This window comes from Serratia sp. TSA_7, assembly GCF_052692135.1.
Map to the genome: position 1 here is coordinate 14810 of NZ_JBQZFU010000005.1, position 14651 is coordinate 29460.

The following is a 14651-nucleotide window of genomic DNA, read 5'->3' on the forward strand; positions in this document are numbered from 1 at the left end:
AAAGCCGCCCATCGGGCGGCTTTAGAGACAAAACGCGGATTAAGCCGCTGGGGGTTCGTCACCCTCGTCTTCTTCTTCCGGTCGCGGGCGGCGTTTGCCGGTGTAGAACCGGGCAAAGAACACGCCCACTTCAAACAGCAGATACATCGGGATCGCCAGCAAGGTCTGCGAGAAGACATCCGGCGGCGTTAACAACATGCCAACCACAAAAGCCCCGACCAGGACGTAAGGACGTTTCTTTTTCAGGTCTTCCGGCGAAGTGACGCCACTCCAGCACAGCAAAATAATGGCAACCGGCACCTCAAACGCCACGCCAAACGCCATAAACAGCGCCATGACAAAATCGAGGTAGTTATTGATGTCGGTGGCTATCATGACCCCAGCCGGCGCGGTCTTGGCAAAAAAACCGAACGCCAGCGGGAACACGATAAAATAGGCAAACGCCATGCCGAGATAAAACAGCAGGCTGCTGGAGACCAGCAAAGGCATCATCAGGCGACGTTCATGCTTGTACAGCGCCGGGGCGATAAAGGCCCAGACCTGATACAGGATCACCGGCGCAGAAACAAACACCGAGACGATCATGGTCAGCTTGATGGGGGTAAAGAACGGTGACGCCACGTCGGTGGCGATCATGCTCGCCCCGGCAGGCAGCTGTTTGATCAGTGGCGCAGACACCAGTTGATAAATGTCGTTGGCGAAATAAACCAGCACCAGGAAGATCACCAGCACGCTGATAATCGAGTTTAACAACCGCTTACGCAGTTCTATCAGATGACTGATAAGGGGTTGGGTATCTTCAACAGCCATGTTTTAACGATCGCCACTAGGTTGGTGAGACGCTGGGGTTTTATCCGCAACAGGTTCTGGGGTTGCCTCCACGGTCACCGCAGCAGGCTGCTTAATCGGCTGCGCGGCCGGCGCTTGCACTGCCTGCGGCGTTGCCGCAACGACAGGCTCCGGCGCTACCGGTTTCGGTACGGCAGCCGGTGAGGCGGCGGTGGTCGCAGCCTCCGCCGGGGTCACGCCGTCATGAATGGCTTCCGGGTCTGTGACCAGAGGGTTATGAATGGTGTGCGCAGATTCGCCTTTGTCTTCGCCATGATAGGAGCGCTTCAGCGATTCCGCCGCGTCTTTCAGTTCATCCATTGACGCCTTCAACTCTGGCGACAAATTCTGCAGGCCCGCCTTCTCAACCTTTTTCAGGCTGTCTTGCAGTTCCTGCAGCTTCAGTTCCTGAGAGAGTTCATTCTGCACCGAAGCCGCCAACGAACGGAGGGCGCGGATCCAACCCGAAACTGTTCTAACCGCTACCGGCAACCGTTCTGGCCCAAGTACCACCAGGCCAATGACCAGAACCAGCAACAGTTCACTAAACCCTATGTCAAACACGGTTTATACCTGCTCTTTGTTCTTCGACTCTTCCGTTTTCACTTCCGGCTGCTTATCGGTAATAGGCTTTGCCGTGAAGTCAGCGTCATCCAGGCTGCTTTTCTCAGCCGTGTTGGTCGGAGGCGTATTGTCGTCGCCGATCGCCTTTTTAAAACCCTTGATGGATGCGCCGAGGTCGGAACCCAGCGTACGGAGTTTTTTGGTACCAAACAGCAGCACCACGATCACCGCGATGATCAACAATTGCGTAATACTAATACCGCCCATTGCAGTTACCTCTATTTTTACAGGGTTTTTTCAAAATCTACCGCATTATACGGCAGTTTTTACCAGAGTTTTGAATCAATTCAGGTGGTTCGCTTCCAGCCAATCACCCAGGATACGATGCCGGCAGCCATCAGCCACGCGGGGAAAATCTCGACCTTCCCTAACAGCAAAATCGTACCGCTTACTAACAGTGTAGCGCCAACGCCGAACAAATAACGCGATTGCCCCTGACGAACGCGCTGGCCCTGCATCTGATGGGTCAGCTTATCAACGCTTTGTTGCAACCGTTTATGCTGCTGCAAACTATCGTAAAATAATTCAGGCAGTTCAGGCAGCTTCTCCGCCCAAAACGGCGCTTTTTCCTTCAGGGCGCGAATCACCGCCGGTATGCCGACCTGATCGCGCATCCAACTTTCAAGAAACGGCTTGGCAGTGGTCCATAAATCCAACTTCGGATAGAGCTGCCGCCCCAGGCCTTCAACATACAGCAAGGTCTTCTGCAATAACACCAGTTGCGGCTGCACTTCCATATTGAAACGGCGTGCGGTATTGAACAGGTTCAACAGCACGTTGCCGAACGAAATTTCCTCCAACGGCTTCTCGAAGATCGGCTCGCACACAGTGCGGATGGCGAACTCGAAATCCTCTACGTTGGTATCACGCGGTACCCAGCCCGAATCGACGTGCAGCTCAGCCACTTTGCGGTAATCGCGGTTGAAGAAGGCGATAAAGTTTTCCGCCAGATAGCGTTTGTCGTCTTTGTTCAGCGAGCCGACGATGCCGCAGTCAATGCCGATATAACAGGGATCTTCAGGGTGATCGTAGCTGACAAAAATATTACCGGGATGCATGTCCGCATGGAAAAAGCTGTCGCGAAATACCTGGGTAAAGAACACCTGCACCCCACGCTCCGCCAACAATTTCATGTTGGTGCCCTGTTTTTCCAGCGTAGCGATATCCGAAACCGGGATACCGTAGATGCGCTCCATCACCAGCACGCTTTCACGGCAGTAATCGGAGTAAACCTCCGGTACGTACAGCATCGGGCTGCCATCGAAATTACGGCGCAGCTGGATGGCATTTGCCGCTTCACGCAGCAGATTCAGTTCGTCCAACAGGGTTTTTTCGTACTCGCGCACCACTTCACGCGGCCGCAAGCGACGCCCATCCGGCATCAGTTTCGGCACCCAGCCGGCCAAACGATACATCAGGCGAACATCGGCCTTGATGATAGGCCCAATATCCGGCCGAATGACCTTCAGCACAATTTCCTGCCCGGTAGTTTTCAGGCGTGCAGTATGCACCTGCGCTATCGATGCAGATGCCAGCGCCTGCTGGTCAAAATCGTCGAACCAGGTTTCCAGCGGGCCACCCATCGCCAATTCGATGTGCTTGCGCGCCAACGCGCCGTCGAACGGCGCAACCCGATCCTGCAGCAAGGTCAGTTGATCGGCAATCTGCGGAGGGAACAGGTCGCGGCGAGTGGACATCATCTGGCCGAACTTGATCCATACCGGCCCCAGCTCTTGCAGAGCCAGGCGCAAACGCTCGCCCAGAGGCTTGTCTGCATGGCGGTTTGGCATCCAAAACAGCAGACGGCGGCCAAAACGCAACGGCAACGTCAGGCGCATCTTGGGGATCAGTTCATCCAGGCCATAGCTGAGAAAAACGCGGACGATCAAATACAGGCGGCGTAGTTCGCCAGGGGTCATCGTTTACCCTCCAACTTGTCCATGCGGGCAATCAGCGCTTCGGCGCTGCGAACGGTGGCGTCAACTTCCTCGTTGAACCACACCACTTCCAGCGGCCCCGGCGCCACGCGCCACTCTTCCGTCAGGGTTTCCGCCACGTAATGCTGCTGACGCTGCAACCCCGATCTCAACAGGCTTGCGCCTTTACCGAGCACCTGGGTAATACCCTGCGCGGCGATATCGCCGATATAGGGTGCCAGCCATTCCGCCGGATCCCACTCTGCCAGATCAAGCAGCCCCACCAGTTGCTGCACCACCTGAATATCGCCCTCGACGATCAACTCGCCGCTGCGCATCAATGGCGAAAGCTGCTGACGATCGCGCAACTTCAACAACACCGATACCCGACTGCGCACCGTGCAATCGGCGGTATCTTCAGACTGGCCAAGCACGTCCACCCGCTGTTCGCTGAAAATCAGCACCAGCGGCGAAGCAAGTTCCTGCAACTCAATACGCAGTATTTTGCCGGCCAACCGCTGACGGGCGGCCTTCATACTGCGATCGCGGAACAGCAGGCTATTGAGCGATGTCTCCAGCGCGCCGGTCAACAAGGGGGTTAGCAGCATCGGCATGTCCATATCAGAACTTGAAGCCACGATGCAGGGCCACAATACCGCCTGTAAGATTGAAATAGGTCACGTTGTCAAAACCGGCGGCTCCCATCATACCTTTCAGCGTTTCCTGATCGGGGTGCATGCGGATCGACTCGGCCAGATAACGGTAGCTTTCCGGATCCTTCACCACCAGCTCGCCGATTTTCGGCAGCACGTGGAACGAATAGGCATCATAGGCTTTGCTCAGCGGCGCCAGCAGCGGTTTGGAGAACTCCAGCACCAGCAGGCGGCCGCCTGGCTTCAGCACGCGGAACATCGAACGCAGCGCTTTGTCTTTGTCGGTGACGTTGCGCAGGCCGAAGGAAATGGTGATGCAGTCAAAATAGTTATCCGGGAACGGCAGCGCTTCGGCATTAGCCTGCACATAGCTGATGTTGCCGATAATGCCGCGATCGCGCAGCTTCTCGCGGCCCATCTTCAGCATGGAGTCGTTAATGTCCGCCAGCACTACCTGCCCTTGCTCACCGACCATGCGGGAGAACTTGGCGGCCAGATCGCCGGTGCCGCCGGCCAGATCCAGTACGCGCTGCCCACGGCGCACGCCGCTGCAGTCAATGGTAAACCGCTTCCAGATACGGTGGATGCCAAACGACATCAGGTCGTTCATCACGTCATACTTTGCCGCTACCGAATGAAAAACGTCTGCCACCATGGCCTGCTTTTCGTCTCTAGCTACGGTGCGAAAACCGAAATCTGTGGTTTCCTGCGATTGATCTGCCATTGTCCTGCCTGCTATTCAGTCAATTTTGTGTGGTCGAGTGTACCAGAACCCCACGGAATACCCCACCTCAAGGCGGCTGTCATGCCTGCGAAGCGGAGCGTGGTTCTTCGGCGGAATCGTCGTCTTCCGCCTGCGGCAACGCGCTGACGTCATCGTCATCCGCTGCCTCATCTTCATAATGCTGCGCGCCTGCTTGCTGTGCCAGCAACGGATTGATCGGCCGTTTCACCTCAACCCCCAGCGCGCGGAACCCTTCGGTTTGGCCGATAAGATTACCACGGCCTTCGCTCAGTTTGTTCATCGCCTGGCGATAACTCCCCTGGGCCTTGTCCAGGCTCTGCCCCAGCGCCGACATGTCGTCGACAAACAGCCGCATCTTGTCATACAGCCGTGCCGCCCGGTCGGCAATGCGCTGAGCATTCTGACTCTGGTGCTCATAGCGCCACAGGTTGGTGATGGTGCGAAGCGCCACCAACAGCGTGGTCGGGCTGACCAGCATAATATTGTGTTTAAGCGCTTCGCTTATCAATTCCGGCTCCCGGTCGATGGCCAGCAGGAAAGCCGGCTCCACCGGAATAAACATCAACACATAGTCCAGTGAACGCAGGCCGGGCAACTGTTGATAATCTTTGCGCCCCAGCAAGCGGATATGGCCGCGCAACGAGGCGATATGCTCGCTAAGCGCTGCCTCGCGTTCCGCGTCGTCTTCACTGTTGAAATAACGTTCGTAGGCGACCAGCGACATTTTCGCATCGATCACAACATCCTTGCCTTGCGGCAGACGCACAATAACGTCAGGCTGCATACGGCTTTGATGATCCAGCCGCACATTAACCTGAGTTTCATACTCGTGCCCCTCGCGCAAACCCGAGGCCTCCAGCACCCGACTCAGCACCACCTCGCCCCAATTGCCCTGGGTTTTATTGTCGCCTTTCAGCGCCTTGGTCAGGTTAATCGCCTCACGTGCCATCTGCGCGTTGAGTTGCTGAAGGTTACGTATTTCATGGGTCAGGGTATGGCGTTCGCGGGCTTCCTGGCCAAAGCTGTCCTGCACCTGACGGCGGAAACCGTCCAGTTGTTCGCGCAACGGCAGCAGCAGGCGATCCAGGCTTTGCTGGTTCTGTTCGTTCACCTTGCGCCCGCTGTGTTCGAAGATGCGGTTGGCCAGGTTTTCAAACTGGGTGGTGAGCCGTTGTTCGCTGTTGATCAGCAAACGCTGCTTCTCTTCCGCCGCCATGCGGGTCTCTTCCAGACGGATGGTCACTTCCCGCAGTTCGGCTTCCTGGGCGCTGTTGACCTCGCGTTGGGCGCGCAGCTCCTGATTAAGCAGTTCGCATTCGGTGCGCCAGTGATTGAGTTGTTGCAGCTTTTCGTGCCCGGCCGCCAATTGGCTGTGCAAATTACGTAACTCCAAATCGGTTTGCCGCATTTGCTGTTCATTGCGTTGCAGAACGTCCTGCCGGGCCGCCGTTTCCTGCTGTGCCTGCTGCAACGACTGTTCCAGTAGCCGCAGCTCGGTTTCATGCTGCGCATGGGCCTGCTGCACGCGCAGGCTGGCGATCAACCACCCCAACAGTATGCCGACCACTACCCCGCCCACACCGTAAACCAAACTGGTATCCACCCTGCCTCCTGTTACGCCTTGCCGTTTATGCGCCCGTTGCCCGTCACGTTAAGGGGATGCTGTATGGATGTCCAGTCTGATTTTGCACCGGCAACGCAATATTGCGAAACGCCGCGCAAGTCAGGCAAAAACTAGCCAAACCACTGGGTTAACCACTTGATGCCAAAGGCTCCCGGCGCAAGAATGCCGAACGCCCAGATCATCGCTGAAGTGATATTCGCCAGTTGGAAGTAACGTTGGGGCATGCCGCAGATACCGCCGACCAGCGGCACCACCGCGCGCAGCGGCCCGAAGAAGCGGCCGATAAAAATGCCCAGCACGCCCCAGCGTTCAAAAAACGCATGGCCGCGGTCCAGCAACTGCGGATTACGCGATAACGGCCACATGTGCGCCACGCGGTCTTGATAGTGGTAACCGATCCAGTAAGAAAGCCAGTCGCCGAAAAATGCCCCTATGGCAGCGGCGGCCCAGATAGGCCAAAAAGCGATGCCGCTCTCGCCAATCAACGCGCCCAGCGCCAGCAGGATAACCGTGGCCGGCAACAGCAGGGACAAGAACGCCAGCGATTCGCCGAATGCCAGGAAGAAAATAATGGGGATGGCCCAGCCTTCGTGCTGACGCACGGCATCGCTGACCCAGTTGATAATGTCGTTGAGGCTCAATACGGGCTCCTGATACGGGGTTTCCTGTGCCAAGGATACGCAATGCCGACCGGGGCAGGTTAAACCCCGACTAAACATGTCGCGGTTTACTCGAGGTAGAACGCCTGCAGCGTTTCACGCTGACTTGGGCCCAGGCCGTATTCTGCCTCCAGCCAGCGATCGGTGGAACCGTATTGAGTGCGAATACCGCTCAGGGCGGTCATCAGGAACTCTTCGCGGACGCTTAGCACGTAGGTGAACTGCCCCAGCGCCGAGGCGTTCAGGCGAATCGACAGTTGATCCAGCATGTGCTCGCGGAAGGTCGCCAGCGTGGTTTCGGTCAGCAGGTAATCTTCAACCACCGTCGCCTCGTCAGCCCCCAGGGCAAACAACACCAGTGCCGCCCCCACCCCGGTGCGATCCTTACCCACCGCGCAATGCTGGACGATAGCGCCGCTATCGGGGGTAAGCAGCAGTTGGGTCAGCCGTTTATACGCAGGATTGCCGAACGGCAGCCGGCGATACAGCTCCTGCATAAACGCCTGTGCGTCGAAACCGGCCAACGTCTGGCTGGTCAGCTTTTCCAGGTTAGCGTTAACCCCACTGCTCAATGGGTTGGCCGGAACATGATGGTAATCGGCGCCACGCCACAGAATATCAGGCTTGTCCTGCACTTCGTCGGCGTCACGGTAGTCCAGCACCGAGCGCACCGGCACGCCGGCCAGGAAGGTGCAGTCGTTTTCCGTCAGGCAATTCAGCGAGCCGGAACGGAACAACAGACCGCGTTTGATGCGGCGACCACCGACGACGCCGTTGCCGCCTAGATCGCGGAAATTAATGCCGCCATCAAGCGGAGCAAGTGAAGGATGAAGCAGAATCTGGGCGGTCATAGACGTCCTCGTGGTTATTGTCTAAAAGGCGCAACCTGAACGGCAAAACCGAAATCAACGGATAAAGAGGCGGCCGAAAGGATGGCGCTGATGGCTATATACACCCTGGCTTTCACGTTGCGGCCAGCCGCAGTTTGCAAGGCGTGGATATAACCGTAACAGATTAAGGCTGAATGGAAAAACGGACCGCGTTGGCGGCCCGTTGAAGGGGGAGGCGATTACAGCAGGCGGCGTGCCGCTTCAACCACAATCTGTACCGCTTTGCTTTCGGTGTTTTTCATGGTTTCTGCGTTTGGAATTTCCTGCTGGGTGCGGTTGACGATCACGCCGGCAACCATACCGGCACGCAGGCCCTGGCTTGCGCACATGGTCAGCAGAGTGGCGGATTCCATTTCATAGTTCATCACGCCCATCGCCTGCCATTCTGCCATCGAGCCCTTAAAGCGGCTGACGACGCGGCCGGAATAGGTATCGTAACGTTCCTGGCCCGGATAGAAGGTATCAGAAGACGCGGTCACGCCAATATGCGTGGTGGCGCCGCTGGCCTTGGCGGCCTCGACCAGTGCGGTGGTGCAGGCAAAGTCGGCCACGGCCGGGAATTCCATCGGCGCAAAGTGCAGGCTGGCGCCGTCAAGGCGAACCGCCGCGGTAGTGACCAGCACGTCGCCGACGTTGATGTTCGACTGAATAGCCCCGGTGGTGCCGATACGCAGGAAGGTACGGATCCCCAGTTGCGCCAATTCTTCAACGGCGATAGAGGTAGACGGGCCGCCGATGCCGGTGGAGCAGACGATCACCGCCTTGCCGTCCAGCTCTGCGCGCCAGGTAGTAAATTCACGATGGGAAGCCAGGTGCACCGGATTTTCCATCAGCTTGGCAATTTTCTCTACGCGCTGCGGATCGCCCGGAACGATGGCAAGCTGGGCCCCTTGTAAATCGTTTTTAGTGAGGCCGAGATGAAAAACATCAGATTGAGACATACGAGACTCCTCATAGATCATGTTTATTGGGAGGAACAAAAAAGTACTCTACTGAAAATCGCCATCCAATTTCGTGATGGCCATCACCATGAATAAAGAAACAAAGATAAATCTACATAATTTTTGTGACAAAAGTCACATTAAATAGCCCAAAGACGCTGTAAACGCCGCACTTGCCACAAGTCTAGCCGACAAAACAGCCCGCCGTTTACCGCCGTTCCTCTTGGCGACAGGCCCCTTTTCCCACCACGAGGCCACTTATGTCGCCACCGAAAAATAGCCTTATTTTATCGGCGACTTAGCAACAAAAAATGGGGCTAACGTACCTTATGGCGCTAATGCAGGCCAAAATGCGCAATATCCTGATAAAAAGATAACAAAAATGCGCTAAAGCCAGATAATTAATCGTTTTTTACAGACTTGACCGAAAATGCTCAACCGGGTGCCAATAACGGGTAATCTTTCCTATAGTTATTCTCAGCGCTTTTTTCTATTGCACGGAGACCGCAATGAAAACCGACCATGTGATGACATTAAAACAGGCTCAGGGGGGATTCGCCCCGGCCGTAACGCCGTTGGCCGCTTCTACTGTATTTACCGACGAACAGGGCATTCATGCCGGGGAAACCACCATTCCCTCGCAGGGTGACAACCTGCCGGCCTATATTGCCAAACCAGCGAACCACAACGGCCCCTTCCCCGTGGTGCTGGTGGTACAAGAGATTTTTGGCGTTCACGAGCATATTCAGGATCTGTGTCGCCGCCTGGCGAAACAGGGCTACCTGGCGATAGCGCCAGAGTTGTACTTCCGACAGGGCGATGCCAAAGATTACCAGGAGATTGGCGACATCTTGCAAAAGCTGGTGAGCAAGGTGCCGGACCGTCAGGTGTTGGCCGATCTCGACCACGCAGCCCATTGGGCCAGCCGCCACGGCGGCGACGCCAGCAAGCTGGCGATTACCGGTTTTTGCTGGGGCGGCCGTATTACCTGGCTGTATGCCGCGCATAACCCGCAACTGAAGGCAGCGGTAGCCTGGTACGGCAAGTTAGTGGGCGAAAAAACGCTAAACTCGCCGAAACACCCGGTCGATGTGGCTACGCAGCTGTCTGCGCCGGTGCTGGGATTATACGGCGGCCAGGACAGCGGAATTCCACTGGAAACGGTGGAGACCATGCGTCAGGCGATTCGCGCAGCTAACGCCGATGCCGAGATCGTGGTCTACCCCGAAGCGGGTCATGCTTTCAATGCAGATTATCGCCCAAGTTACGATGCCGAAGCGGCGACGGACGGCTGGCAACGCATGCTGACATGGTTCGCTCAACACGGCGTGGTCGGCGTCAAATAACCCTTCCCCTCGCGGCTGCCTTCACCGGTGGCCGCCTGCAATGTAAAAAAGGGCGCCGAAGCGCCCAAAATAATCACACCAGAACCTTATTGATTGCACGCCGGCCTCAACGGCCGGGCAACGCACTCCGATCAGGCTTGCTGCTCGCGCAGGCGCTGAGCCGCCAACACCATGTTGGCCAGCGACTGACGGGTTTCCGGCCAGCCGCGGGTTTTCAGACCGCAATCCGGGTTAACCCACAGGCGCTCCGCCGGGATGTTCTGCGCCGCTTTACGCAGCAGCGCTTCGATCCATTCCACGCTTGGCACGTTTGGCGAGTGGATGTCGTACACGCCAGGACCAATTTCGTTTGGATACTCGAACTCTTTGAAGGCTTCCAGCAGATCCATATCGGAACGCGAGGTTTCGATGGTGATCACGTCGGCATCCAGCGCCGCGATGGAATCCATGATGTCGTTGAATTCGCAGTAACACATGTGGGTGTGGATCTGCGTATCGTCCTGCGCCACGGCGGCGTTCAGTTTGAAGGCATCCACTGCCCAGTCCAGGTAAGCGGCCCAGTCGGATTGACGCAGCGGCAACCCTTCACGCAGTGCCGGTTCGTCAATCTGGATGATGCCGATACCGGCTTTTTCCAGATCTTCCACTTCGTCGCGCAGCGCCAGGGCGATCTGCTTGGCGATCACTTCACGGGTTACGTCTTCACGCGGGAACGACCAGCAAAGGATGGTCACCGGCCCGGTCAACATGCCTTTTACCGGCTTGTCGGTCAGCGATTGCGCATACTTCGCCCACTCCACGGTAATGGCTTCAGGGCGGCTGATGTCGCCAATGATGACTGGCGGTTTTACGCAGCGGGAACCGTAGCTCTGTACCCAGCCATTTTGGGTGAAGACGAAGCCGTCGAGGTTCTCGCCGAAGTATTCCACCATGTCATTACGCTCGGCTTCGCCGTGCACCAGCACGTCCAGGCCCAGACGTTCTTGTTCAACGATCGCCTGTTTGATGTGCTCGCTAATGCTGGTTCGGTAATTGTTGCCGTCCAGACGCCCCTGTTTGAAATCCAGGCGCAGGCCGCGGATTTCGGTGGTCTGCGGGAATGAGCCGATAGTGGTGGTCGGCCAGGCCGGCAGGTTGAAGCGATCGCGTTGCGCCTGAGCGCGCTGAGCGTAAGGGCTGTGGCGCTCGCTGTCTTGTGCGGTAATGGCGGCCAGACGCTGGCCTACCTGCGCATTATGTACGCGGCTGGACTGACGACGAGCGCGGATTGGCGCGCTGTATGCGTCCAGCTCTGCCTGCTTTTCTGCCCCAGGCGCGTTCAGCGCTGCGCTTAGCAAAGCCACTTCGGCGCATTTTTGCAGAGCGAAGGCGAACCAGCTCTTCACCTCTTCATCCAGGCGGGTTTCCACGCTCAGATCGATGGGGCTGTGCAGCAGGGAACAAGAGGTGCCAATCCACAGTGGACGGCTGTTAACCAGCGGTTGCAGGCGGTCGAACCAACGGCTCAGGTCGGCACGCCAGACGTTACGGCCATTGATGACGCCCAGCGACAGCAACCACTCTTTTGGCAATGCCTTGTGCAATACGGCTATATCGTCGTGACCGGCCACCAGATCGACATGCAGACCCTGTACCGGCAATGCGCGGATAGTGTCGAGGTTGTGGCCAACGCTGTCGAAATAGGTGGTCAGCAGCAGTTTTACCTGGCCCTGCAACGCGTCGTAAGCCGGTTTGAAAGCGTCGAGCCATGCCTGCGGCAGCTCCAGCACCAGTGCAGGCTCGTCGATCTGCACCCACTCTACGCCGCGCTTCGCCAGTTCGGCCAGAACCTGCCGGTAAACCGGCAGAATGTCCTTCAGCAACGACAGTCGATCAAACTGCTCACCCTTCACTTTGCCCAACCACAGGTAAGTGACCGGCCCCAGCAGCACAGGCTTGATTTTGTGGCCCAGCGCCAGCGCTTCGTCAACTTCATCCAGCAATTGAGTCCAACCCAGTTTGAACTGCTGGCCCTTCTGGAATTCAGGCACCATGTAGTGGTAGTTGGTGTTAAACCACTTGGTCATTTCTGCCGCCGCCGCCGGTTCACCGGTCGGTGCGCGGCCACGGCCCAGACGGAACAACTGGTCCAGATCGATTGAGCCATCCGCATTTTGATGACGTGCCGGCACGTTGCCCAGCAGCAAGCTGGTGGTCAAAACATGGTCGTACCAGGCGAAATCGCCGACCGGCACCAAATCCACCCCGGCCTGCTGTTGCTGTTGCCAATGGCGAGCGCGCAGCTCGCGGCCAACCGCCAGCAGTTCTTCCTGCGTTGAATTGCCTGCCCAGTAGCTTTCCTGAGCTTTTTTCAGTTCACGTCGCAGCCCAACGCGTGGAAAACCCAGTGTGTGATTTAGAATTGCCATCGTCATATTCCCCATTTAGCCGTCCAGATGTTTACACATCCATAATCCGCAGGTACTGTATTAACCACAAGCGCAATTTATTCACTGTCACTGTGAAGGACTCTCATGATCGAACTGAAACACTTACGGACGCTGCAGGCTCTGCGCAACACCGGCTCTCTGGCGGCCGCCGCGGCCCAACTCCATCAGACGCAATCGGCCCTGTCGCATCAGTTCAGCGATCTGGAGCAGCGTCTGGGCTTCAAACTGTTCGTTCGAAAAAGCCAACCGCTGCGCTTTACCGTGCAGGGAGAAATCCTGTTACAGCTGGCAGAACAAGTACTGCCGCAAATCCAGCAGGCGTTGCAGGCGTGCCACGAACCGCATCAGGCCACGCTGCGCATCGCCATCGAATGCCACAGTTGCATTCAGTGGCTGACGCCCGCGTTGGACAACTTCCGCCAGAGCTTCCCGCAGGTGGTGATGGACTTTAAGTCCGGCGTCACTTTTGATCCGCAACCGGCGCTGCAGCAGGGGGAATTGGATCTGGTGCTGACCTCAGACATTTTGCCGCGCAGCGGCCTGCACTATTCGCCGATGTTTGATTTCGAGGTGCGTCTGGTGCTGGCGCCGGATCACCCGCTGGCCGGCAAACTGCAGATTGAGCCGGAAGATTTGAGCGATGAGACGCTGATGATTTATCCGGTGCAGCGCCAACGGCTGGATATATGGCGGAATTTCCTGCAACCGGCCGGCGTCAGCCCGGCGCTGAAAAACGTCGATAACACCTTGCTGCTGATCCAGATGGTGTCGGCACGGATGGGGATTGCGGCGCTGCCGCATTGGGTAGTCGAAAGTTTCGAACGCCAGGGGCTGGTGGTGACAAAAACCCTGGGCGATGGCCTGTGGAGCCGCCTGTATGCCGCGGTACGCGACGGCGAGCAGCGCCAGGCGGTGACCGAAGCCTTTATCCGCTCGGCGCGTCAACACGCCTGCAATCACCTGCCGTTCGTACGCGACGCTGCGCGTCCGGGCACCCTCGCCGCCAGCATCAAGCCGCTGTCTTCACAAGCCTGATTTTGCGGGCTGCCTGCGCTTGGGTAGCCCGTGGTCTCAATTAGTCGGCTTTGGTGCCACCCAGCGGCGGTGCACCCACAGCGAAGCAACAATCACCGCCCCGCCGATAATAAAACTCGGCCAGTGCGGTTGCTGCTGCCAGATAGCCAAATTCACCAGCAACCCGGCGGGCACGTGCATGTTATTCATGATGCCGAGCGTTCCGGCATCCACCTGCGTTGCACCGTAGTTCCACATGAAATAGCCCAGCCCGGAAGCCACCACGCCCAGCCACACCAGAATGCCCCATTGCAGGTTAGTGGTCGGCAACTGTTGCGGATTACCCCACAGACACCAGGCGACCACCGCGACCACCAACGCTCCGAGGTAGAACCAGGAAAACGCCGTATGTTGCGGCAGCGGGTGCACTTCCATCAGGCGCTTGTAACCGACCATGCCGATGGCGAAGCTGATATTCGCCGCCTGCACCAGCAACAGCCCCCACCAGAAATGCTCGCTCAATTGATGGTAACGGATGATCGCCGCGCCCAGTACCGCCAGCAACGCACTGAACACATAGGCCCAACGCAGGCGTTGACCGCTGATCAGGTCGTAAATCAGCGTGACGTACAGCGGAGTAAGCACGGTAAACAGCAGGAATTCCGGTACCGTCAGGTACATGTAGGCACGGAAGCTGAACAGGTACATGATGCCCAGTTGGCAGGCACCCACCAACATGTACATCAGGATCACTTTCGGTTTGATATTGCGCCAGCGCAGGAAAGGCAGGAAGACCAACGCCGCCAACCCGATACGCATCAGCACCGAGAACCAGCTGTCGACCTGGCCCGCCAGATATTCGCCAATCAGGCTGAAAGAGAACGCCCATAAGACGGTAGTAATCACCAGAAGCAGCACGTCGGGTTCACCCTAAACAATCAGAAAAGGCGATTGTAACGGAAGGCGAAATGCCGCGTGATGA

The 14651-nt window shown here is 57.3% G+C and carries 14 protein-coding genes; 2 read left to right on the plus strand and 12 right to left on the minus strand.

The annotated features are described in order from the left end of the window. Positions 1-39: 39 nt before the first annotated feature. The 10 genes from tatC to udp all read right to left on the minus strand — a co-directional run bounded on the left by tatC (position 40) and on the right by udp (position 8880). Positions 40-810: a Sec-independent protein translocase subunit TatC gene (gene tatC, locus ACUTQW_RS16690; RefSeq protein ID WP_004951035.1), complete on the minus strand. Its 771-nt coding sequence runs from the start codon at positions 808-810 to the stop codon at positions 40-42. 3 nt (positions 811-813) lie between these two features. After that, entirely contained in the window at positions 814-1392 is a 579-nt protein-coding gene (gene tatB, locus ACUTQW_RS16695; protein ID WP_006323099.1) for a Sec-independent protein translocase protein TatB, read from the minus strand. 3 nt (positions 1393-1395) lie between these two features. Continuing rightward, positions 1396-1659 carry a Sec-independent protein translocase subunit TatA gene (gene tatA / locus ACUTQW_RS16700; RefSeq protein ID WP_006323098.1) on the minus strand — a complete coding sequence of 88 codons (264 nt, stop codon included), beginning with the start codon at positions 1657-1659 and terminating at the stop codon, positions 1396-1398. An 80-nt stretch (positions 1660-1739) separates the two neighbouring features. Next, positions 1740-3371, minus strand: a complete 1632-nt coding sequence (ubiB, locus tag ACUTQW_RS16705) for a ubiquinone biosynthesis regulatory protein kinase UbiB (RefSeq protein WP_006323097.1) — start codon at positions 3369-3371, stop codon at positions 1740-1742. Then, positions 3368-3976, minus strand: a complete 609-nt coding sequence (gene ubiJ / locus ACUTQW_RS16710) for a ubiquinone biosynthesis protein UbiJ (RefSeq protein ID WP_020438304.1) — start codon at positions 3974-3976, stop codon at positions 3368-3370. The genes ubiB and ubiJ overlap by 4 nt, the downstream gene beginning before the upstream one ends. Before the next feature lie 13 nt (positions 3977-3989). Beyond that, positions 3990-4745, minus strand: a complete 756-nt coding sequence (gene ubiE, locus ACUTQW_RS16715; RefSeq protein ID WP_004951027.1) for a bifunctional demethylmenaquinone methyltransferase/2-methoxy-6-polyprenyl-1,4-benzoquinol methylase UbiE — start codon at positions 4743-4745, stop codon at positions 3990-3992. A gap of 79 nt (positions 4746-4824) precedes the next feature. After that, on the minus strand, positions 4825-6369 hold the full coding sequence (rmuC, locus tag ACUTQW_RS16720; RefSeq protein ID WP_006323095.1) for a DNA recombination protein RmuC: 1545 nt from the start codon (positions 6367-6369) through the stop codon (positions 4825-4827). Positions 6370-6500: 131 nt separating this feature from the next. Further along, a complete protein-coding gene (locus ACUTQW_RS16725) occupies positions 6501-7031 on the minus strand; it encodes a DedA family protein (protein WP_037432064.1) in 531 nt (176 codons plus the stop codon). An 86-nt stretch (positions 7032-7117) separates the two neighbouring features. Next, the gene (locus ACUTQW_RS16730; protein WP_006323093.1) at positions 7118-7900 is read right to left on the minus strand and encodes a tyrosine-protein phosphatase; all 783 of its coding nucleotides are present in this window, start codon (positions 7898-7900) and stop codon (positions 7118-7120) included. A 218-nt stretch (positions 7901-8118) separates the two neighbouring features. After that, positions 8119-8880, minus strand: a complete 762-nt coding sequence (udp, locus tag ACUTQW_RS16735) for a uridine phosphorylase (protein WP_004951021.1) — start codon at positions 8878-8880, stop codon at positions 8119-8121. Between the two features lie 509 nt (positions 8881-9389). On the opposite strand from udp, the gene ACUTQW_RS16740 reads away from it, so the two are divergent. Next, the gene (locus ACUTQW_RS16740) at positions 9390-10226 is read left to right on the plus strand and encodes a dienelactone hydrolase family protein (protein ID WP_006323091.1); all 837 of its coding nucleotides are present in this window, start codon (positions 9390-9392) and stop codon (positions 10224-10226) included. A gap of 131 nt (positions 10227-10357) precedes the next feature. Here the strand turns inward: ACUTQW_RS16740 and metE are convergent, their stop codons facing one another. After that, a complete protein-coding gene (gene metE / locus ACUTQW_RS16745) occupies positions 10358-12634 on the minus strand; it encodes a 5-methyltetrahydropteroyltriglutamate--homocysteine S-methyltransferase (protein WP_006323090.1) in 2277 nt (758 codons plus the stop codon). 105 nt (positions 12635-12739) lie between these two features. On the opposite strand from metE, the gene metR reads away from it, so the two are divergent. Further along, on the plus strand, positions 12740-13690 hold the full coding sequence (gene metR, locus ACUTQW_RS16750; RefSeq protein ID WP_004951014.1) for an HTH-type transcriptional regulator MetR: 951 nt from the start codon (positions 12740-12742) through the stop codon (positions 13688-13690). A gap of 36 nt (positions 13691-13726) precedes the next feature. Here the strand turns inward: metR and ACUTQW_RS16755 are convergent, their stop codons facing one another. Then, on the minus strand, positions 13727-14587 hold the full coding sequence (locus ACUTQW_RS16755; protein ID WP_004951012.1) for a carboxylate/amino acid/amine transporter: 861 nt from the start codon (positions 14585-14587) through the stop codon (positions 13727-13729). Positions 14588-14651: the final 64 nt, after the last annotated feature.

Excerpts from the sequence above, each read along its gene's own strand:
- tatC (WP_004951035.1), bottom strand. The coding sequence starts at position 810 with ATGGCTGTTGAAGATACCCAACCCCTTATCAGTCATCTGATAGAACTG.
- tatA (WP_006323098.1), bottom strand. The coding sequence starts at position 1,659 with ATGGGCGGTATTAGTATTACGCAATTGTTGATCATCGCGGTGATCGTG.
- ubiB (WP_006323097.1), bottom strand. The coding sequence starts at position 3,371 with ATGACCCCTGGCGAACTACGCCGCCTGTATTTGATCGTCCGCGTTTTT.
- ubiJ (WP_020438304.1), bottom strand. The coding sequence starts at position 3,976 with ATGCTGCTAACCCCCTTGTTGACCGGCGCGCTGGAGACATCGCTCAAT.
- ubiE (WP_004951027.1), bottom strand. The coding sequence starts at position 4,745 with ATGGCAGATCAATCGCAGGAAACCACAGATTTCGGTTTTCGCACCGTA.
- ACUTQW_RS16730 (WP_006323093.1), bottom strand. The coding sequence starts at position 7,900 with ATGACCGCCCAGATTCTGCTTCATCCTTCACTTGCTCCGCTTGATGGC.
- udp (WP_004951021.1), bottom strand. The coding sequence starts at position 8,880 with ATGTCTCAATCTGATGTTTTTCATCTCGGCCTCACTAAAAACGATTTA.
- ACUTQW_RS16740 (WP_006323091.1), top strand. The coding sequence starts at position 9,390 with ATGAAAACCGACCATGTGATGACATTAAAACAGGCTCAGGGGGGATTC.
- metE (WP_006323090.1), bottom strand. The coding sequence starts at position 12,634 with ATGGCAATTCTAAATCACACACTGGGTTTTCCACGCGTTGGGCTGCGA.
- metR (WP_004951014.1), top strand. The coding sequence starts at position 12,740 with ATGATCGAACTGAAACACTTACGGACGCTGCAGGCTCTGCGCAACACC.